The 21,612-nt window shown below is 58.5% G+C and carries 14 protein-coding genes and 1 tRNA gene; 7 read left to right on the forward strand and 8 right to left on the reverse strand.

What is annotated here, in order from left to right:
• The first annotated feature begins 47 nt into the window (after positions 1 to 47).
• Together AC27VO_RS11375 and AC27VO_RS11380 are read left to right on the forward strand one after the other, a co-directional pair.
• Positions 48 to 1,580 carry an adenylate/guanylate cyclase domain-containing protein gene (locus AC27VO_RS11375; RefSeq protein WP_488666829.1) on the forward strand — a complete coding sequence of 511 codons (1,533 nt, stop codon included), beginning with the start codon at positions 48 to 50 and terminating at the stop codon, positions 1,578 to 1,580.
• Between the two features lie 14 nt (positions 1,581 to 1,594).
• Positions 1,595 to 2,371: an E2 domain-associated cysteine-rich protein gene (locus tag AC27VO_RS11380; RefSeq protein WP_488666830.1), complete on the forward strand. Its 777-nt coding sequence runs from the start codon at positions 1,595 to 1,597 to the stop codon at positions 2,369 to 2,371.
• A 35-nt stretch (positions 2,372 to 2,406) separates the two neighbouring features.
• Here AC27VO_RS11380 and AC27VO_RS11385 read toward each other — a convergent pair whose 3' ends face one another.
• From AC27VO_RS11385 to AC27VO_RS11395, 3 genes are all read right to left on the reverse strand, one after another.
• Complete coding sequence (locus tag AC27VO_RS11385; protein WP_488666831.1) at positions 2,407 to 2,901, reverse strand: Pycsar system effector family protein; 495 nt, start codon at positions 2,899 to 2,901, stop codon at positions 2,407 to 2,409.
• 494 nt (positions 2,902 to 3,395) lie between these two features.
• A tRNA-Val gene (locus AC27VO_RS11390) sits at positions 3,396 to 3,472 on the reverse strand.
• A gap of 116 nt (positions 3,473 to 3,588) precedes the next feature.
• Complete coding sequence (locus tag AC27VO_RS11395; RefSeq protein WP_488666889.1) at positions 3,589 to 4,383, reverse strand: outer membrane protein assembly factor BamD; 795 nt, start codon at positions 4,381 to 4,383, stop codon at positions 3,589 to 3,591.
• Positions 4,384 to 4,580: 197 nt separating this feature from the next.
• On the opposite strand from AC27VO_RS11395, the gene dnaE reads away from it, so the two are divergent.
• The 5 genes from dnaE to sbcB all read left to right on the forward strand — a co-directional run bounded on the left by dnaE (position 4,581) and on the right by sbcB (position 14,198).
• Positions 4,581 to 8,129, forward strand: coding sequence for a DNA polymerase III subunit alpha (gene dnaE / locus AC27VO_RS11400; protein ID WP_488666832.1), 3,549 nt, complete (start codon positions 4,581 to 4,583; stop codon positions 8,127 to 8,129).
• A gap of 109 nt (positions 8,130 to 8,238) precedes the next feature.
• A complete protein-coding gene (clpS, locus tag AC27VO_RS11405; RefSeq protein ID WP_488666833.1) occupies positions 8,239 to 8,607 on the forward strand; it encodes an ATP-dependent Clp protease adapter ClpS in 369 nt (122 codons plus the stop codon).
• Between the two features lie 62 nt (positions 8,608 to 8,669).
• On the forward strand, positions 8,670 to 11,009 hold the full coding sequence (gene clpA / locus AC27VO_RS11410; protein WP_488666834.1) for an ATP-dependent Clp protease ATP-binding subunit ClpA: 2,340 nt from the start codon (positions 8,670 to 8,672) through the stop codon (positions 11,007 to 11,009).
• Between the two features lie 114 nt (positions 11,010 to 11,123).
• A complete protein-coding gene (gene cls / locus AC27VO_RS11415) occupies positions 11,124 to 12,578 on the forward strand; it encodes a cardiolipin synthase (RefSeq protein ID WP_488666835.1) in 1,455 nt (484 codons plus the stop codon).
• 171 nt (positions 12,579 to 12,749) lie between these two features.
• Positions 12,750 to 14,198: an exodeoxyribonuclease I gene (gene sbcB / locus AC27VO_RS11420; protein ID WP_488666836.1), complete on the forward strand. Its 1,449-nt coding sequence runs from the start codon at positions 12,750 to 12,752 to the stop codon at positions 14,196 to 14,198.
• Positions 14,199 to 14,361: 163 nt separating this feature from the next.
• Here the strand turns inward: sbcB and AC27VO_RS11425 are convergent, their stop codons facing one another.
• The 5 genes from AC27VO_RS11425 to AC27VO_RS11445 all read right to left on the reverse strand — a co-directional run bounded on the left by AC27VO_RS11425 (position 14,362) and on the right by AC27VO_RS11445 (position 21,463).
• Entirely contained in the window at positions 14,362 to 14,790 is a 429-nt protein-coding gene (locus AC27VO_RS11425) for a pyrimidine dimer DNA glycosylase/endonuclease V (protein ID WP_488666837.1), read from the reverse strand.
• A gap of 269 nt (positions 14,791 to 15,059) precedes the next feature.
• Positions 15,060 to 17,105 carry a M3 family metallopeptidase gene (locus AC27VO_RS11430; protein WP_488666838.1) on the reverse strand — a complete coding sequence of 682 codons (2,046 nt, stop codon included), beginning with the start codon at positions 17,103 to 17,105 and terminating at the stop codon, positions 15,060 to 15,062.
• A gap of 210 nt (positions 17,106 to 17,315) precedes the next feature.
• Positions 17,316 to 18,176, reverse strand: coding sequence for a bifunctional methylenetetrahydrofolate dehydrogenase/methenyltetrahydrofolate cyclohydrolase FolD (gene folD / locus AC27VO_RS11435; protein WP_488666839.1), 861 nt, complete (start codon positions 18,174 to 18,176; stop codon positions 17,316 to 17,318).
• An 81-nt stretch (positions 18,177 to 18,257) separates the two neighbouring features.
• Positions 18,258 to 18,896, reverse strand: coding sequence for a response regulator transcription factor (locus AC27VO_RS11440; protein ID WP_488666840.1), 639 nt, complete (start codon positions 18,894 to 18,896; stop codon positions 18,258 to 18,260).
• Entirely contained in the window at positions 18,893 to 21,463 is a 2,571-nt protein-coding gene (locus tag AC27VO_RS11445) for a PAS domain S-box protein (RefSeq protein WP_488666841.1), read from the reverse strand. Before AC27VO_RS11445 ends, AC27VO_RS11440 begins: the two co-directional genes overlap by 4 nt.
• Positions 21,464 to 21,612 lie beyond the last annotated feature (149 nt).

Raw genomic sequence — 21,612 nt, forward strand, 5'->3', positions numbered from 1 at the left:
TCGCCAAACCCATCCATTTACGTACGCCTCTTTCCTAGGAGAAGTCAGTGACCAAGAACTGGAATGAAGACCGAGCTGCCGAACACATCGACAAGAAAATGGCCGATGTGGAATCCGTGAAGATTAAGGACTACACCCGCGAGATGTCACTGGAGTCGATTCCAACGAACGTAGCGTATCGCGTGGATGGAGTTCATATGTATGCCGACATCCAGAATCTTGAGGACATGCTCAATATCACTGAGGTTGAAGGTACTGACTGCCATAAGCGCACCCTGCGCTTCCTAGATCAACACTACCGTGCAGTGAAGCGCATCTTGGAAAGGGTCGATGCTCGTCGCGTAGACTTCCACAGCCAACGCCTACACTCCCTTTTCACCAAGCCATACAACAGCGAAGCCGACGCGGAGAAGAAGCGTGTTCAGCGCGCAGTTGCGACAGCACAGCTCATCATTGATGTACTGGCGCAAACTGGGGATACGGATGAGCAAATCCCCGACGCCAAGGTACGCATCGGCATCGACACGGGTCTGGCACTTGCCGTCAACAACGGACGCAATGGGTATCGCGAGCCACTTTTCCTAGGCGACCCCGCCAATCACGCTGCCAAGCTCGCCAGCAACAACAAGCCCAAGGGCATCTTCTTGACGAATGCCGCGCGAACGGTGATTGGCATGGAAGAGAAGGATGCGCCGGAGAAGCACGCTCTCTCGATCGAGGAGATCAAGACATGCCAGGATGCGGCCAAGCTGGATTTCTCAGCGGATGAGATCGTCCAGGAATGGCTTGATGACATGAAGAAGAACCCCATCGGCAACTATCAGTTCACGCGCCAGACGCCACCGCTGAAAGACATGGACATCTCCGTGCTAACGCCGGCCAATTCGAAGCGCCAAGAGATGATCAGCATCTATGCGGATATCGATGGCTTTACTAAGTACGTAGCCGACCACATAGATGACAACGCGGAGGATGTCGTCCGCACACTCCACGTCTTGCGTGCGGAACTGGAGCGCGTGGTGACGGCAGACTTCCAAGGGCGTCGAGTTCGCTTCATCGGTGATTGCGTACACGGCCTCTACGCCGACGGCACGGCCCACGCCACAGATGAGGAACTGTCTGTATCTGAGGCTACACGCTTGGCTGGCGCACTGCGCAGCAGCTTCAATCTCAGCATTAAGCGCTTGACCGAAATGGGTTACAGCACTGGCGACCTGGGATTGGCGATCGGCTTTGATCTTGGCCCGGTTTCGGTCACTCGTCTAGGCACCAAGGGACATCGCGTTCGTTGCGCGATCGGGAGGAAAGTTCTCAATTCAGAGAACCGCCAGTGTGATTGCAAGGGGAATGAAACCGCAATCGGACAGGCTGCTTACGATGCTGGTTCCAACGCTGTACGGAAGCTCTTTGGCAAAACCCTCAAGGTGGTAAATCTGGATTACGACGAGGCTACCGAGGGCCTTGCCGACAACGGTGATCAAGCTGCAAAGAATGCACGCGCCGCAGCTTATGCAGAAGCTCCTGCCATCCAACGAGCAAGCGAACGCGAGGTGCGGCCATACGCGAACGTGGTTCGCTGAACTAAGGACACCACTTGAGCCAGGCTCTGCATTACATTGCGCAAGCTGCCCCCCAGTTTTGGGGGAGCCTATTGCTCACGTCTCCAAGTTCCGGCATTCTGGATCTTCCAATTAAGCGGGTAGGCGGTCAGATTATTCCGTACGCATTACGCTTGGATCAGTCTGGAGCGAGCGTCTCTGTTCGTGAGGAAACTCCCAAGAATCTCCCCGCCTTCTGTCCAGAGCGACACATCAATTTTGACGGTACCTTTTGCCTCTACTTTCCTGGTGCGACACAATTGGATGTCGTGGATGAAGCAACTGCCACGGACTGGCTCGAGGTAGTTTACAAATTCCTGAAATTGCAAGAGCGTGCTCGCAACAAACGGGCTTGGCCGAATAGTGAACACTGGGCTCACGGGAGCGCAGCACAGCACCAGGCAAAAGCACAAGCGGCTGCCAACGCGCTAGGTTCGCGATTTCCTGAAGCCCTGGCCGATGGACTGCTGAGCATTAAGGAACGACGGTCACGAGACAAACGTCGCATCTTGGATCTGTGGTTTGGCGACTCACTGCTCTACAGCGTGTGGGAATCGACACAGAAAGTACTCCGGCAGAAGCAGCGCTGCTTCTGCGATCCTCTTAGCCTCAAAACCCCAAAACGTCTACGCCGCTGCGGTGAGCACGCGAAACACGCCAGTGCGTTGGTGATTTCGCTAAGAGACTGGAAGAAGGAAGACGCCGCCTTCAAGACGCAAGTGGCTGGTATGAAATGTTGCGGCACATGTAACAACTGTCCATTGCAGCCATAAGCGCATAGGCAGCTATAGTGGTTTGGAAGGTCGTATCAGGTCTTGACAAGCATCACAATGGCAAGAGACCATGGAATTGCCCCCCAGAATGACCAAAGCAAACTCTTGCGTACCCAAGAATGCTTGTCACACGCAATCTCAGCATTGCGATGAATCTGCCTAGCGAGATCATCCAGCAGTTGCTTCTCTGTCAGCAGCTCCACCTTATTCACATAGTCTTCGATTGAATGCTCCTGAATGCGAGCAAAGAATATCAGCGAATGCAGTGGCCCTCGTGTCCGAGGTATAGCGGCCATTCCAGCACAGAAAACTGCCATAACCAAAGTGCCAGCCGCACTCAACGCAGCTAGATAGCCCCATACTGTCCGTTCTGCTGCATCGGACGCGGCAAAGGCAGCCGCCAGTCCACCAAGCATCGCGGTGACCAATGCCATGGCCACACCGACCTTGGCATCGGCTGTCGTGATCCAGTGCAGCGTCCGTTCAAACTGCCATTTTGCGAACTCAATACGTTGTTTGTCGTCAGTCACATGGAATCCTGTACCGCTCCCTCCCTGCAGTATAGCCACCACTTAGCGTCTGCCTTATCGCCGTCATCGGAGAGCCAAAACGCTAACAGGTTTGTAGACCGATTTTAATAGGTGCTGCGGACTGAACGGCTCCGGGCTCTGTAGACCGGGAGCAATCTGAATCGATCAGTTTTTTGCAGACAGCTTTGAAATCTGAAAAGACATGTGGAGAAGCCGCTGCGCAATGACTGCTTCGGACATCAGGAGTCATTGGCGTTGTTGAGTTGTACGACTGCAACCAGCCTAAAGCGGCCTCTGAGAGCTCGAAGCGCGTGGAGAAGAGCAAAAAATGGCGGGGAAGCGTTGTACGAAAAGTACAAGTTTGTGCGTAAAAGTATCTGTTTGAGCGCCGTTTTCCGCGAACAGTTTTCATACTTTTTTCATACTGCAGAAACAAAAATGCCCACTTGTTAGTGGGCACTTCGTTTGCAAGCTTGGTAAATGCTTGCGATGTTTGGTAGGCGCGATTGGATTCGAACCAACGACCCCCACCATGTCAAGGTGGTGCTCTAACCAACTGAGCTACGCGCCTGTGTTTGTTCGAAGCGTTAACTATAGCAGCATTTGTTGGTGTCAAAAGCGAAAAAGGGAATTAGTACGCTAATTCCCTTTGAAAACTGACATCTTGAGCAGTGGCTTAGCGCCGAATCACCAAAGCTTCCACCAAGGGCCTTTCTTCTGGGGCGCTTGGGTGGCATCAGGTGCATTGGCGTAGTTGCCCTCACGCACGCGCTTGGCATCGTCGCGCAAATCGGTCATGCCCAGTTTGTCGTAAGAGTTGACCAGAATGTCCAGCGCCTCTTGCGTGGCTGGAACGCCTTGGTAGTCGGCCAGCGCTGTTTGGGCGCGGGCAATGGCAGCCACGTAAGCACCACGCTTGTAGTAGTAGCGAGCCACGTGGACTTCATACTGCGCCAGTGAGTTAACGATGTAAGTCATGCGCTGGCGTGCATCAGGTGCGTAGCGCGACTGGGGGAAACGGTTGACCAGCTCATTGAAGGATTCATACGAATCTTTGGCGGCTTTTTGGTCACGCTCGGACAAGTCTTGGCGCGACAGCCAGGCAAACATGCCCAGGTTGTCGTTGAAGTTCACCAGTCCCTTGAGGTACAGCGCGTAATCGATGGCAGGGCTGGCAGGGTGCAGGCGAATGAATCGGTCCAAAGTGGCGTGGGCTTGTTCTTTTTCGCCAGCCTTGTACTGGGCATAAGCCTTCTCGATTTGGGCTTGCTGGGCCAAAGGCGTGCCGGCAGCACGGCCTTCGAGCTTTTCAAACAGTGGTACGGCCTTGTCAAAGCCGCCTGCTTGTACTTCATCGCGTGCTTCGGTGTAGATGCGGTCGGGCGTCCAGTTTGCGGTTGGGTCATCTTTGGTCGCGGAGCAGCCAGCCAGCAGGCCAGCTGTGAAAACAACAGCAAGAACAGGACGTGAAATACGCGGCATGGCGAACAGCTTTCGGACAGGAATTGTCATAAGTTCTAGTGAGACGACGGTGTCAAATAAGCTCGATACCGTCTGCAATGCGTGCTGCATTGTATAGGGCTAAATCTTCTGCCCAGCAAGCAGGGTGCGGCCCATGAATGCTACGGACTTGCAAAGAAGTTGGGGCGCAGGGGGCAGGGTGTTCCTACAATGCATACATGTTTGTTCACCTGCGCCTGCACTCCGAGTTTTCCGTCATCGATGGAACGTGTCGTATCAATGATGTGGTCAATGCCGCTGCGGCAGATGGCCAGCCAGCCCTGGCTATTACAGACCTGAACAATATGTTCGGCAGCTTGAAATTCTACAAAGCGGGCCGTGGCAAAGGGGTGAAACCCATTTTAGGCACTGAGCTCAATATGGAGGGCTGGGGCGCAGATGGTGATACCAGCCGCGTTCTGGTGCTGGTGCAAAGCCAGTTGGGTTACCACAATCTGTCAGAAATTTTGGCGCGTGGCTGGACGGGCAATGTCTCCAAGGTACAGGCGCAGCCATTTTTCAAGTGGGAATGGCTCAAAGAGCTGGGCGAAGGCCTGATCTTGCTGTCGGGTGCCAATGCCGGGCTGGTCGGCCAGTTATTGCTGCGTGGTGATAACAAGGGCGCTGCAGATATGGCGCTGCAACTGGCCAGCATGTTCCCACACCGTTTTTATCTGGAATTGCAGCGCGCAGGGCGTTCGGATGATGAAAAGCTGGTGGTGCAGACCGTGCAGCTGGCTGCGCGCCTGAATTTGCCGGTGGTCGCGACGCACCCGATTCAGTTCTCGAAGCCGAGCGATTTCGATTCGCATGAGACGCGGGTGTGTATTTCTGAAGGTGAAGTGCTGGCCAACCCCAAGCGGGTGCGTCGATTTACCCGGGAGCAATATTTTAAGAACAGTGCAGACATGGAAGCACTGTTTGCGGACATTCCTTCCGCCATTGAAAACACGCACGAGATTGCCCGCCGCTGCAGCGTCCAGCTGCAGCTCGGTACGTATTACCTGCCGGACTTCCCCGCGCCAGGCAATATGACGATTGCGGAGTATTTCCGGCAGGCTTCCTACGAAGGGCTGGAGGCCCGCTTGGCATTACTGTTCCCCGATGTGGCGCTGCGCAACAGCAAGCGCCCCGAGTATGTGGAGCGTCTGGAGTTTGAGCTGGGCATCATCTTGAAGATGGGCTTTCCCGGCTACTTCCTGATCGTGGCGGACTTTATCAACTGGGCCAAGAACAACGGTTGTCCAGTGGGGCCAGGACGCGGATCTGGCGCAGGCTCGCTGGTCGCTTATGTGCTCAAGATTACCGACCTGGATCCCATTTATTACAACTTGCTGTTCGAGCGCTTCTTGAACCCAGAGCGCGTGTCGATGCCTGACTTCGACGTGGACTTTTGCCAGGCCAATCGCGATCGCGTCATTGATTACGTGAAGGATCGCTACGGGCGCAATGCGGTGAGCCAGATCGCCACCTTCGGTACCATGGCCGCACGTGCGGTCATTCGCGACGTAGGCCGTGCCATGGACATGAGTTATACCTTCTGCGACGGTATTTCCAAGCTCATTCCGAATAAGCCGGGCTTGCACGTGACGTTGAAATATCCACCGAATCCCAAAAAAGAAGGGGATAAATACACCTATGCGATTGAGGCAGAGCCAGTTTTGGCGCAGCGCATAGAGCAGGAAGAGGATGTCAAGAACCTGATTGAGCTGGCGCAAAAGCTCGAGGGTATGACGCGCAATATCGGTATGCACGCAGGGGGCGTGGTGATTGCTCCGGGCAAGATCACCGATTTTTGCCCGATGTACCAGCAGCCGGGCAGTGAGTCAGCGGTGGCCATGTTCGACAAGGACGACGTGGAGCAAGTGGGCTTGGTGAAGTTTGACTTCTTGGGCCTGGCAACACTGACCATCCTTGAAATTGCGCGCGAATTCATCATGAAGCGCCACAAGGGGCAGGAAAACTTCAAGTTTGAAGAAATTCCGCTGGACGACTACCCCACCTACAAGCTTTTCCAAGAGGGCAAAACCGAAGCTGTGTTCCAGTTTGAATCGCGCGGCATGCAGGGCATGTTGCGCGACGCGAAGCCTTCACGCCTGGAAGATCTGATTGCGCTGAACGCCTTGTATCGCCCAGGCCCTATGGATCTGATTCCATCTTTCGTGGCCCGTAAACATGGGCGCGAAGAGATTGAGTATCCACACCCGCTGGTCGAGAAGGTGCTGTCCGAGACCTACGGCATCATGGTCTACCAAGAGCAGGTGATGCAGACCGCACAGGTGCTGGGTGGCTACTCGTTGGGTGGCGCTGACTTGCTGCGCCGAGCCATGGGCAAGAAGAAAGTGGAGGAAATGGTCAAGCACCGTGCCACTTTCTGCGAAGGCGCTGCCAAGCAAGGCATCGACGAGAACAAAGCCGGTGAGGTTTTCGACTTGATGGAAAAGTTTGCGGGCTATGGCTTTAACAAGTCACACGCTGCGGCTTACTCTTTGCTGGCTTACCACACAGCCTGGCTCAAGGTGCATTACACCGCCGAGTTCTACTGCGGGAATATGACCGTGGAAATGGACAACACCGACAAACTGAAGGTCTTGTATGAGGATGCGCTCAAACAAGGCATGACGTTCGAGATGCCGGATGTGAATCGTGGTGTGCACCGGTTTGAGCCGGTCACTGACAAAGTCATTCGCTATGGGCTGGGGGCTGTCAAAGGCACGGGTCAACAGGCGATTGAAGCCATTGTGGCCGCGCGTGAAGGCCAGGGTGTGGGGCCAGACGGTCATGTCAAAGGCCCGTTCAAGAGCCTGTGTGACTTCTGCGCACGGGTGGATCGCAGCAAATTGAATAAGCGCACGGTGGAAGCACTGATCAAGGCGGGCGGTTTTGACAGTATCCACCTAGATCGTGCTGCGCTGGTGGCATCGATTGACACTGCTTTTGAGTATGCCAATGCCCAACTGGCGAATGCCAACCAAGGCGGCTTGTTTGACATGATGGGGGATGACGCCCAAGGCTCCAGCAACCAAGAGCCCGCGTTGGCCGAGGTTTTGCCCTGGGGCGTGAAAGAGCGTTTGACCCTGGAAAAAACCGCAGTTGGTTTTTACCTGTCCGGGCATCTGTTTGATGAAGTGGAGCATGAAGTGCGCCATTTCATCCGCACCCCGTTGAATGAACTGGGTGACAGCCGTGAGCCCCAGCTGTTGGCCGGCATCGTCAGCGACCTGCGCGTGATCAACGGGCAGCGCGGCAAGCTGTGCCTGTTCAAACTCGATGACAAAAGCATGGTGCTGGAAGCATCGATCGATGAAGCGACATTGAATGCGCACAGCGATTTGCTCAAGGACGACGAATTCGTGGTGCTGACTGGGCGTGTGCAACATGACCACTTCAGCGGTGGCTTGCGTGTGAAAGCCCAAAAAGTGTTTGGCTTGGCCGATGCGCGCTGCCGTTTTGCGCGCTACCTGCAAGTGGATGCTGCGCACAAGGTGCCAGACATTCAGCGCCTGCTGCGTGAATTCCCCGCCAAGCTGGAGCAAACCGACGAGGGCGAATTGCGCCACGGCCTGAAAATTCGACTGGGCGTACGTTGCGCGGCAGACGGGCAGGCTGCTGTGGCAGAGCTGGATCTGGGAGACAAGCACAAGTTCTACCCCAGTGATGCAGCGCTAGCTGCCTGGCGGGCCGAAGCGGGTAATACCGGCTGCCAGATCGTGTGGCGCGGTGCTTAATTGGCTCATGTAGTCCACCAACCCATGGTGTCCTACAAGATGTTTCTCGAAACTTCCCTTTGCCAGCCCAGAGAACCCCGTAAAGAATGGCTCTGGGCTGATCGCTAGAATGAAATTCATGGCTACCCAACAACCTCCAAATCGTCCTTCGTTGCCAGACCAGATCTCCCATGAAGATGATGGCAATTCGGTCGTGATGGAACGGCGCACCCAGAAGATTGCGCCACCTCCGATGTACCAAGTGGTTATGCTCAATGATGACTTCACCCCCATGGAGTTTGTGATCGTGGTGTTACAAGAATTCTTTAGCAAAGACAGGGAACAGGCGACGCAAATCATGCTCAAAATCCATCTCGATGGGCGCGGCGTTTGTGGCGTCTATTCCCGCGATATTGCGACCACCAAAGTGGAGCAAGTATTGCAAGCTGCTCAGCAGGCAGGCCATCCACTGCAAGCTGTGAGCGAGCCTATTGAATAAATGGTGTTCGCCCCGACCTATGGATACAGTCTCGTAAACCGCAAGCACAAAGGAGTTCGTACATGATTGCCCAAGAACTGGAAGTCAGCTTGCACATGGCGTTTGTGGAAGCTCGTCAGCAGCGCCATGAATTCATTACCGTAGAACATTTGCTGCAAGCGCTGCTGGACAACCCCAGCGCTTCCGATGTGCTGCGCGCCTGCTCGGCCAATATTGATGATTTGCGCGCGTCGCTGAGCAACTTCATTAAAGACAACACCCCCCAGGTATCGGGTGCGGAAGAGGTCGATACGCAGCCCACTCTGGGTTTTCAACGCGTGATTCAGCGTGCCATCATGCATGTGCAGTCCACAGGCAATGGCAAGAAGGAAGTCACTGGCGCGAACGTGCTAGTCGCCATTTTTGGCGAAAAAGACTCCCATGCCGTGTACTACCTGCACCAGCAGGGCGTGACGCGCCTAGACGTGGTGAACTACATCGCCCACGGCATCCGCAAGACAGACCCCCCAGAGCCTGCCAAGGCAGACTCCGCCATGGAAGGTGAAGAGGGTAGTGCCGGTGGGGAACGTGCCGAAAAAGCCTCTCCGCTGGAGCAGTACACCCAGAACCTGAACCAGGCAGCCAAGGACGGCAAGATCGACCCCCTGATCGGCCGTGACTACGAAGTCGAACGCACTATCCAGATTCTGTGCCGCCGCCGCAAGAACAACCCCTTGCTGGTGGGGGAGGCCGGTGTGGGTAAAACTGCGATTGCTGAAGGCCTGGCGTGGCGCATCACCGAAGGCACAGTGCCCGAAGTGCTGGCAGAAGCCGTGGTGTATTCGCTGGACATGGGCGCCTTGCTGGCGGGTACCAAATACCGTGGTGATTTTGAACAACGCCTCAAGGGCGTGCTCAAAACGCTGCGCGACAAGCCCAATGCCGTGCTCTTCATTGATGAAATCCACACCCTGATTGGTGCGGGTGCCGCGTCTGGCGGTACCTTGGATGCGTCCAATCTGCTCAAGCCAGCGCTGTCCAGTGGTCAGCTCAAATGCATTGGTGCGACAACGTTCACTGAGTATCGTGGCATCTTCGAGAAGGACTCGGCACTGTCACGTCGCTTCCAGAAAGTGGATGTGGTGGAGCCCACCGTGCCCGAGACCATTGAAATCCTCAAGGGTCTGAAGTCGCGCTTTGAAGAGCACCACAGCGTGGAATACTCGACCGAGGCTTTGCAAGCCGCCGCAGAGCTGTCTGCCAAGTACATCAACGACCGTCACTTGCCCGATAAGGCCATCGACGTGATTGACGAGGCAGGCTCCGCCCAGCGCGTGAAAGCCCCCGCGGCCCGTAAAACGACGATCACCCGTTTGGAGATCGAAGAGATTGTGGCCAAGATTGCGCGCATTCCGCCCGCCAATGTCTCCAACGATGACCGCAGCAAGCTGCAAACGCTGGAGCGCGACCTCAAGAGCGTGGTGTTCGGTCAGGACAAGGCGCTGGAAGTGCTGGCCTCGGCCGTCAAAATGGCGCGTTCTGGCCTGGGTAAGCCCGAAAAACCCATCGGCTCCTTCCTTTTCAGCGGGCCTACGGGTGTGGGCAAGACGGAAGCTGCCAAGCAACTGGCCTACATCCTGGGCGTCGATCTGATCCGCTTTGACATGTCCGAGTACATGGAGCGCCACGCGGTCAGCCGTTTGATTGGTGCGCCTCCAGGTTACGTGGGCTACGACCAAGGTGGTCTGCTGACAGAGGCGGTCACCAAGAAGCCGCATTCGGTGCTGCTGCTCGACGAAATCGAGAAAGCCCATCCGGACATCTTCAACGTGCTGCTGCAGGTGATGGACCATGGCACGCTGACCGATAACAACGGACGCAAGGCCGATTTCCGCAACGTCATCGTCATCATGACGACCAATGCGGGTGCCGAGGCCATGCAAAAGTCGGTCATGGGCTTTACCACCCAGAAGCAGGCCGGCGATGAAATGGCGGATATCAAACGCCTGTTCACGCCAGAGTTCCGCAACCGCCTTGATGCGATTGTCAGCTTCAAGGCGCTTGATGAGCAGATCATCCTGCGCGTGGTGGACAAGTTCTTGCTGCAACTGGAGCAACAGTTGAGCGAGAAGAAGGTGGAAGTCACCTTCAGCGACAAGCTGCGCAAGCACCTGGCTGCCAAGGGCTTTGATCCGGCCATGGGCGCACGCCCCATGCAGCGCCTGATTCAGGACACCATCCGCCGCTCCTTGGCTGATGAGCTGCTGTTTGGCCGACTGGTCGATGGCGGCCGTCTGGAAGTGGACTGGGACGCAGAAGCGAACGAAGGCAAGGGCGATGTGCTTTTGGAGATCACCGCGCTGCCCCAGCCGGAAGGCAAATCGGAGCCCGCCGAGCCTGAACAGGCCGCCACCTCCAAATAAGCGCTAGCCACCTCAACCGACAGCCCAAAAGCTGTCGGTTTTTTTATGGCCGTAAGCCACGGCAGCGCGCTGACACGCTACAGTCTGCGCCAAACATACCAAGCAGGAGGCGACGTGGAGGCAATAACGCAGTGGCTCACGCATGAGCATGTCTTGCTGGTGCTGTCCGTCCTGTGGACGCTGTACGTCATCGTGGTGGGTGTTTGGATTTTGCTGCAGCGTCGTGCGCCGGTGGCCACACTCAGCTGGCTGTTGTCGATGGCGGTGATCCCGGTGGTCGGGATTGGCATTTACTACTTCCTGGGGCCACGGCGTTTGAAACGGCAGCGCCTGCGGCGCTTGCGCAGCCGCCGTCGCTCACGCGTGCGCGGCAGCATCGCACGCCTCAAGGACAAGGTGCCCACGGCGCCTGAGCGTTTGCACCAGGTGGTGAAATTGGTCACCGCCTCGACCAACTTTCCCGTCAGTACGGCCGACCAGGTGGAGCTGCTGGTGGGCGGGGCGGCCACGTTTGACAGCATCATGGAGGCCGTGCGCCAGGCCCAGGACCACATCCATCTGGAGTACTACATTTTTGAGCCCGATCAGACCGGGCTGGGCTTGCTGGCACTGCTGTGCCAGAAAGCGCAAGAGGGCGTGGCCGTGCGTTTGCTGGTCGATGCGCTGGGCTCCAAAAAACTCTCTGGCAAGCATTTGCGCAGCCTGGAGTTGGCGGGTGCAGAGGTGGCGCTGTTTCACCCCACCAAGTTTGGCCGCCGGGTGCGCCCGGTCATCAACTTTCGCACCCACCGCAAAATTGTGGTGATCGACGGGGTGATTGGCTACACCGGCGGGGTGAACATCACCGATGAGGAAGACAAGCGCATCTCGCCGCAGGCCTACCACGATGTGCATGTACGGCTGCAAGGCCCGGTGGTGAACTGGCTGCAGACAGTCTTTCTGGAGGACTGGAGCTATGCGCTGGACTACAACCGCAAGAACGAGCCCCGCGACCTCAACGCGCTGCTGCCGGATTTGCCCGATGGCGATCAGGTGGTGCAGATCATGGCTTCCGGGCCGGACAGCGATATGGAAGCCATCCACCGCGTGCATGTCTCTGCCATCCATGCAGCGCACAAACGCTTGTGGCTGACCACTCCGTACTTTGTGCCGACCGAGGCTGCCATGCTGGCCTTGACCAACGCGGCGCTGCGCGGGGTGGATGTCTGCCTGCTGGTGCCCGAGAAATCTGACTCCAGGATCGTGACGGCCGCAGCGCGCTCGTATTTCGACGAGCTGATCCGCTGCGGGGTGAAGGTGTTTGAGTACCACCAGAGCATGCTGCACTCCAAAACCATGTTGGTCGACGACATGGTGGGCATCATCGGGACGGCCAACTTTGACAACCGCAGCTTTCGCCTGAACTACGAGGTGTGCGCCGTGGTGTATGGGGAAGCCTTTACCCACAAGCTGGAGCAGCAGTTCCAGCAAGACCTGCAACATGCGCGGCGTGTGGGTTATGCCCGACCACAGCGCTTTGTGCAACGCCTGGGGGATTCCATGGCACGTCTGATGTCTCCATTGCTTTAAGAAAGTGAGCGCCTAGCGCTCGTGGATTCATCATTTCAAGTAGTTTTGTTAAGAATTCTGAGGAAAGACAAGCGCAAGCTGCTCACTTTTTGAGAAAACTGTGGCGCAGCCCAACCACAGACGGCCACCGCAAGCTGCGCGCTGGCGCTGCATGCAGGCATACTCCACGCCATGGTTGAACACACTTTTCTCTGGCACGACTACGAAACCTTTGGCGCCAATCCCCGCTACGACCGGCCCGCGCAGTTTGCGGCCATTCGCACGGACATGGACCTCAACGAGGTCGGCGAGCCCGTCATGGTGTACTGCCAGCCTGCGCCTGACTATCTGCCCAGCGCCCAGTCCTGCCTGATCACCGGCATCACCCCCCAGCAGTGCCTGCAAGAAGGGGTGCCGGAAGACACGTTTGCCCGCCACATTGAGGCCGCCTTCAGCCAGCCTGGCACCGTGGGTGTCGGCTACAACACCATCCGTTTTGACGATGAAGTCACGCGCTTTCTGTTCTGGCGCAACCTGATCGACCCCTATGCGCGCGAATGGCAAAACGACTGCAGCCGCTGGGATCTGCTGGACGTGGTGCGCATGGTTTACGCGCTGCGCCCACAGGGCATTGTCTGGCCCACCAAGGAAGACGGCAGCCCGTCGTTCAAGCTGGAAGACTTGGCACGGGCCAACGGCCTGGTGCATGAACAGGCGCACGATGCTTTGAGCGACGTGCGCGCCACCATCGCCCTGGCGCGGCTGATCAAGCAGCACCAGCCCAAGCTGTTCGAGTTTGCCTTCGGGCTGCGCAAAAAAGAGCGGGTGCTGCACGAGATGGGCCTGCCCGCCCAGCAGATCGATGCACGGCCGTTTTTGCATGTCTCCGGCATGATCAGCCCCGCGCGCGGCTGCATTGCCATGATGTGGCCGCTGGCCCAGCACCCCACCAACAAGAACGAGGTGATCTGCTGGGACCTGCATGCAGACCCCAGTGAGCTGGCCAGCTTGAATGCCGAGCAGCTGCGCCTGCGCATGTTCACCAAGGCGGCAGACCTGCCCGAAGGCGTGACGCGCCTGCCCATCAAGAGCATTCACACCAACAAATCGCCCATGGTGGTGCGCAACCTCAAAACGCTCTCGCCTGAAATGGCCGCGCAGTGGGGGCTGGATGCGGCACTGTGCATGGATAACGCCGTCAAAGCCCGCGCTTTGCCCGACATGAGCATGCTGTGGAAGCAGGTGTTCGCCAAGCTGGACGGCCATGGCCCCCACGACGTCGACCAAGACCTGTACAACGGTTTTGTGGTGCCGGCCGACCGCCGCCGCCTCACGCAGTTGCGCGCGCTGTCAGCGCAAGAGCTGGCACTGGACAAGACCGGCTTTGACGATGCCCGCCTTCAAGAGTTGGTGTTCCGCTGGCGTGCGCGCAACTGGCCGGACAGCTTGAGTGCCCCAGAGCAACACCGCTGGCAGCAGCGCTGCGCGGCCGCGCTGATTGGCGGGGAGGGCGGTGCACGCACTGCTGAGCAGATGTTTGCCGAGATTGATGCGCTGTCCGAAACCCTGGACGACGAGCACTCCGAAGCCATTTTGGGGGCGCTGTACGACTGGGCCGAAAGCATCGTCCCGGACATGTGAGTCCAACGCACCGCAGGGACACAGCTCGTGCAGAGCGGTGGGCGGTGTTGTGGCTGGCCTGCAAGCAAGCATCGAATGCACCGCTAGCCCTTTATTCATAAGCGCTACCTGCTATTAAAACAGCGGGTTCTACGCTTCGGTGAGGGCGCGGCAGGTGTTGGCTTTAGCGCTTTTCCCAGTCTTCCACATCGCCCGGCACGGCCACGAACAGCGGGTGCAGCGCAGGCTGCTGCACGGTGTGCCATTGCGCATACAGCGCCGGGTTGCGCTGCTGCAGCTTGGCCAGCAAGTGCTGCCATTCATAAGCGATCTGCCCGTGGGTCACGGCGATGGGGGTCGCCTGCGTGGCCCCCAGGATCTTGCTGGCGTCAAAACGGTAACCGCGCTGCGTGGCCTGCGCTTGCACGGTGTGCAGATAACTGGCAATCGCATCCAGTGGCTGTGCATGCGCCTTGAAACGCAGCAACTGCGGGTGGTTGGTGTAGCCCTTGGTCAAGCCGTGCAACACGGCTTGGGCCAGCAAGGTTTCGCGCCACAGGGCGACCAGGCCTTGGGGATCGAGATAGCGGGGGTGAAGAGACCAGATGCGCACGTTGTATCTGATGGTGGGAGTGGTTCGGGGGGCTTGGCGTTTCGCTGATCCAGCCAAACTGCCATGCGGCACGTTGCTGGCTGAGCATAAGTGCTTTCTTGGGCTTGCGAGGCGCTCAGCAAGGCATTGCGGTGCTGATTACTCGCTGTGGCGCTGATGGTTTCATCGCGACAGCGCGTGATCAGCAACAAGTATCTGCATAGCTGCAGTGTGCGCGCAAACAAAAAGGAGGCCAGAGCCTCCTTTTTGTTGGCAGTCAGCCCACAGCGTTAAGCGGCGGCTGCTTCCGCCATGCCCTGGTGGCGTAGCAGTGCATCCAGCTGGGGTTCACGGCCACGGAAGGCCTTGAAGTTGTCCATGGCGCTGCGGCTGCCGCCCATCTCCAGGATGTTGTGCAGGTACTTTTGTGCGGTGGTTCGACTGGCAATACCGTCTGTGGCCTGCGTTTCTTCAAACGCGGCATAGGCATCGGCGCTCAGCACTTCGGCCCATTTGTAGCTGTAGTAACCGGCCGCATAGCCGCCCGCAAAGATGTGGCTGAAGGTGTTGGTGCCGCGGTTGTAGGCCGTGGTGGGCAGCACGGCCACTTCGTCGCGCACTTGCTGCAGCAGGGCCAGGTAGTCGCCATTCTTGGCGGCGCCCGCGTGCAGCAGCATGTCGAACAGCGCAAACTCGACCTGGCGCAGCGTGCCCATGCCTGCTTGGAAGTTCTTGGCTGCAAGCATCTTGTCGTACAACGCGCGGGGCAGGGGCTCGCCCGTGTCCACGTGCGCCGTCATGTGGCGCAGCACTTCCCATTCCCAGCAGAAGTTTTCCATGAACTGGCTGGGCAGCTCCACCGCATCCCATTCCACACCGTTGATGCCGGAGACATCGCGCTCGTTCACTTGCGTGAGCATGTGGTGCAAGGCGTGGCCAGATTCGTGGAACAAGGTGATCACGTCGTCGTGCGTGAGCAGCGCGGGCTTGCCGTCCACACCGTCGGCAAAGTTGCAGACCATGTGGGCCACAGGCGTTTGCAGCGCGCCGGTGTCGGGGCGCTGCCAGCGGCTGCGTACATCGTCCATCCAGGCGCCACCGCGCTTGCCCTTGCGGGCGGGTTGGTCCAGGTAGAACTGGCCGACCAGCTGGCCGTTGCGCTCCAGGCGGTAGAACAATACGTCCTTGTTCCAGACCGCGGCTTCGTCTTTGACGATCTTCACGTCAAACAGGCTCTCGATGATCTTGAACAGACCCGCCAGCACCTTGGGTGCGGTGAAGTATTGCTTGACCTCTTGTTCGCTGAAGGAGTAACGCGCTTCCTTGAGCTTTTCGGAGATGTAGGTCCAGTCCCAGGGCTGTGGGTCGGCAATGCCCAACTCGGCCTTGGCAAAGGTGCGCAGGTCGGCCACGTCTTTTTGGGCGTAGGGGCGGGCACGCTGGGCCAGATCACGCAGGAAGTCGATGACTTGCTGGGGCGAGTGGGCCATTTTGGGCACCAGCGAGACTTCAGCGAAGTTCTGGTAGCCCAGCAGCTGGGATTCTTCTTGTCGCAGCGCCAAGATTTCTTGAATGATGGCGGCGTTGTCGTACTTGCTCAGCTCGCCCTCGGCCTGGTCAGAGGCGCGGGTGACATAGGCGCGGTACACGGTCTCGCGCAGCTTGGAGCTGTGCGCAAACTGCATCACGGGCAGGTACGAGGGAATCTTGAGGGTGAGCTTGTAGCCTTCCTTGCCGTCGGCTTCAGCGGCGGCTTTGGCCGCTTGCAGCACGTCGGCAGGTACGCCATCCAGTTCCTCGGCGCTGGCGTAGTAGCTCCAGCCGTCGGTGGCGTCCAGCGTGTTTTCGCTGAACTTCTGGCCCAGCTCGGCGCTGCGCTCTTGAATCTTGGCAAAACGCTCGCGGTCAGCGCCTTGCAGCTCAGCACCCGACAGCACAAAGCCGCGCAACGAATGCGCATGGGCCTGCTTTTGCTCGGGTGTGAGGGTGTTCACATCAATGGCCTTGTACTTGGCGTACAGGCGTTCGTCGGCACCCAGATTGGTCCAGAACTCGGTGATCTTGGGCAGCGCGGCGTTATAGGCAGCGCGCAGCTCGGGGCTGTCGGCCACGCTGGAGAGGTGGCTCACGGCGCTCCACTGCATGCCCAGCTTTTCGGTGGCCACGTCCAGCACCTTGGCGATGGCGCTCCACTCGGCAGGAAAGTCCGGCGCGGTGACCGTCTCCAATGCCGCTTGTGCGCGTTCAATCAAGGTGTCGATGGCGGGGCCGACGTCTGCAGGTGTGATGCGGTCAAACAGCGGCAGACTGGTAGATTCAAGCAAAGCATTGGTCATAGACAAGCATTTTGCGCCAACTGGGCACGTTTCAAGGGGATGAAGATAACTATTGTCTTGATAGCTGTCAGCGCTGAAAGTTTCTGGATTTCCAGCAGTTTTATGTGCAAAAACCAAAGGGGACCAGCGCAGGCAGCTATAAAAAAACCTCCGCCAGCTTAGCGCCGGAGGAGGTGGGTGTCCGTCAGCCGAAGGCTGATTGCGGATGGCTTATTGGGCAGCAGCGGTGCGCTCGGCAGCTTCCATGGTGTTGACCAGCAGCATGGTGATGGTCATGGGGCCCACGCCGCCGGGCACGGGGGTGATGAAACCCGCCACTTCCTTGCAGCCGTCATAGTCCACGTCGCCGCACAGCTTGCCTTCGGCGTTGCGGTTCATGCCCACGTCAATGACCACCGCGCCGGGCTTGATCATGTCTGCGGTGAGCACGTTGACTTTGCCCACGGCGGCCACTACCACGTCGGCCTGGCGCGTCATGGCGGCCAGATCAGCCGTGCCGCTGTGGCAGACGGTGACGGTGGCGTTGGCGGCCAGCAGCATCATGGCCATGGGCTTGCCCACGATGTTGGAGCGGCCGATCACCACGGCGTGCTTGCCGCGCAAATCCTTCATGCCAATCGATTCGAGCATCTTCATGCAGCCGTAAGGCGTGCAGGCCTTAAAGCCCACTTCGCCCACCATCAGCGCGCCCGCGCTGGCCACGTGAAAGCCGTCCACGTCTTTCAAAGGAGAGATGGCTTCGATGACCTTGTGGTCGTCGATGTGCTTGGGCAGCGGCAGCTGCACCAGGATGCCGTGGATGCTGGGGTCGTTGTTGAGCGCATCCACGCGGGCCAGCAGCTCGGCTTCGGTCATGGTGGCGTCGTACTTTTCCAGCACCGAGTGAAAGCCCACGTCTTCGCAGGCCTTGACCTTGTTGCGCACATAGACCTGCGAGGCCTGGTTGTCACCGACCAGCACCACGGCCAAACCGGGCTTGGTGCCCTTGGCGATAAGGGCTGCGGCGCGCTGGGCGACTTCGGTACGCAGTTGGGCGGAGAGGGCTTTGCCGTCGATGATCTGGGCTGTCATGGTGGTCTGCAATCTGATGAAAAAACAACTGCCAGCGACCTGTCTCCAGGTGGCTGGCAGTCCTGGGGAAACCCCTAGAGTTTATGCCGGGACTTTGGCGTTCGCAGCGTTGGAGCCCAAAGCAATCTTGAGCAAGTCGGCTACCGTGTTGGCGCCCAGCTTTTCCATGATGTTGGCACGGTGGGCCTCCACCGTCTTGATGCTGATGCCCAGGTCGTCAGCGATCTGCTTGTTCAGGCGACCGGCGACGATGCGCTCGAGCACCTGCGACTCACGGCCGGTGAGCTTGGACAGCAGCGCCTCGCGGCTGGCGGCCTGCTGGTGGCCGGCAAAGGCTTCGCGGGCGTGGTCCAGCATGCGCTCCACCACGTTGAGCAGGTCTTCTTCGTTGAAGGGCTTCTGGATGAAGTCCAGCGCGCCTTTTTTCATGGTGTTGACGGCCATGGGCACATCGCCGTGGCCGGTGATGAAGACGATCGGCAGGGGCGACTTGCGCTCCAGCAGCTTGTCTTGCAGCTCCAGGCCCGTCATGCCACCCATGCGGATGTCGGCAATCAGGCAAGCCACTTCGCGGTGGTCATAGCGCGAGAGGAAAGACTCGGCCGAGTCAAAGCAGCGCACGCGGTAATCTTTGCCCTCCAGCAGCCATTGCAGCGAGTCACGAACGGCCTCGTCGTCATCAACCACGTAGACCGTGCCTTTTTTGGGTGTCAAGCTCATGCAGGTTTCCTTGTATTTGGATTCATTGCCGAAGAAAGGTTGTCTCCCTTTTCCTGGGCGGCAGCCAGCGGTAACCAAAAGGAAAACCGACAGCCCACCACCTCAGAACCATTGTAGAGGTTCTCAGCGGACATCCGTCCGTGATGCGACTCGACAATGGAGCGGCACAGGTTCAAGCCAATGCCCATGCCTTCGTTTTTAGTGGAAAAGAAGGCTTCAAACAAGCGCTCCTGCACCTCGGGGGGCAAGCCATTGCCGGTGTCTTGCACGGCAAATTCCACGCCGGGCAGGCCATCCATGGCTTGCGGGCGCACGCGCAGCTCGACCGAGCGCTGTGCTGGTGGGCGCTGCGCCTGGTCGATGGACTCCCCGGCGTTCTTGATCAGGTTGATCAGCACCTGCTCAATCAAAATGGCATCGGCCATGACAGGCGGTATGCGCTGGGCGACGAAATGCGTCAGCCGCACGTTGCGCCGGCGCATCTCGATGTTGGCCAGCTCCAGCGCTTCGTCCACCATGGTTTCCACCTGGGAGAGGGTGCGGTTGGGTTCGCTGCGCTTCACAAAGGAGCGAATGCGCTGAATGATCTGCCCGGCACGCTGGGCCTGGTGGGCCGTTTTCTCCAGAGCAAACTTCATCTGGTCTTCGGTCAGCGAGCCGTTTTCCAGGCGCGTGAGCATGCCGCTGCTGTAGTTGCTGATGGCCGTCAACGGCTGGTTCAGCTCGTGTGCCACGCTGGAGGCCATCTCGCCCATGGTGATCAGGCGGCTGGCCGAGTGGGCCTGTTCGGTCTGACGAGCGGCTTGCTCTTCCGCCAGACGGCGCTGGGTGATGTCGGTGGCAATCACCATCTGCGCCAGTCGCCCGTCGACCCAGCTGAGGTAGCGCGAGCGCACTTCCAGCCACTTGCCCAGTTCACCCACATAGATTTCGGCGTTGTTGCTGGAGGCATCCGTCAGCGTGTCCGTGGGCAGGCCCATCAGGCCATCTTCGTCATCAACGGTTTCGCTGCGCTCGGCCGGCAGGCCTGCTTGCTGCACCAGTTGCAGGTGGCCGGTGGTCTGTGAGCCAAACCACTGGCGGTACAGCTTGTTGGCAAACAACAGCTCGGCACTGCCCAGTGGTGCTACGGAAACAGAAGCATCCAGCGCTTCCAGCACAATGGTGAAACGGTCATGGGATGCTGCAAGCTGGTCGCGAATGCGCTTGGACTCGGTGATGTCCGTCATGGACGACATCCAGCCCGTCTGGTGCCCGCGTGCATCAATCAGCGGTGAGATGTACAGGCGCGCATCAAACATGCTGCCGTTCTTGCGGCGCACCCGCACCTGGAAGCCGCCCTGTACCGAGCGACCACTGAGTTCGTCCTTGAGCTTTTTGTGCAGATAGTCGTAATCGCTTTCCGCCCAATACGAGTAGGGCGGGGTCTGGCCGATCAGCTCTTGCTCACTCCAGCCCGTCATCTGGCAGAACGCGGCGTTCACATAGGTGATGCGGCCCTGCATATCCAGTGCGCGCATGCCGGTGAGCACGGAGTTTTCCATGGCGCGGCGAAAATTGGTCTCCGCCATCAGCGCTTCCTGGGCACGCAGGCGCTTGCGGGTGTGCCGCCAGGTGCCCATCAGCAGCCAGGCGGTCAGCAGGCTCAAGGCGGCCACCAGCCAGAACATGCCATTGCCCACCATGCTCAGTGAGGTGCGGTATGTCTGCACTTTCAGCAACAGCGAGTTGCCCACCGGGGTGACGGGCACCTGGTATTGCGTGTCCTGCGCCTGTGGCAGCGGGTTCCAGGCGCTGGATTTGGCGGGCGGCGCCAGCGGCACGCCTGCAATCAGGGCGCCATGGCCGTCCAGCATGGTCACGGCGTAATGCGCGAGCAAGTCGCTGGGCGTGGCGTAGCGCATCAGGCTGTCAATGGAGAACTCGGCCATGACCGTGCCGCCAAAGCTGCTGGTACCCACCACGGGGGTGTGAAACTGCAGCAGCGGCGGCGGGTAGCCCACCAGCACGCGCGGCTGGGTGTAAATGGGCTGGCCCGTGTCTTTGACCAGCTGAAAGCTTTGCGCAGCAGCATCGTTTTGCAGCTTTTCACTGGGCATGCGCAGCTGCTCGCTGGGCACGGTGGGCGCGGCATAGCTGGTGATGATGCGTCCGTCCCGGTCAATCCAGGTCAGCATCTGCATCTCAGGGTATTGCGTCACCAGCACTTCGGCGCGGTTGACGAACTCGGCCGTGCCAATGTCGCCATAGGCCAGATCGCGGGCAATGCGCATGACCTGTTCCTGGCGCTCCAGCAGGCGCAGGCGCATGCGCTGCTGCGCATATTCCACATCGCGCTTGAGGGCTTGCTGGTCGCGGTCGACTTCTTCCGCGCGCAAGTACCAGAAAGCCACAATGATTGCAGCCATGAACAGGGCCACGGAAACCAGAGGGGCAAATGCGGCCAGGCGGTCTTGTTTGGTGGGCGACAGGCTGCGCCACCACATGCGCCACCACCGGGTGGGGTCAGCCCCAGGGAAGGGGGAGGGTGCGCTTGTCTCGGTGTTCTTTTTGTGCGGTTGATCCATACCCGCAGTGTAGGGGGATTCCCTGTCTGCGCGCGCACACAAACTGCCGCATTGGGCATCTTGCAAAAGATGTGCAGTTGCAGCAATTTTTCATAATACGCAATCAGTCTGCATAATTTGAAATATCAAAAAAATATGCGAAACTTCAC

It is taken from the genome of Comamonas sp. 14P8.1.4, assembly GCF_057799285.1.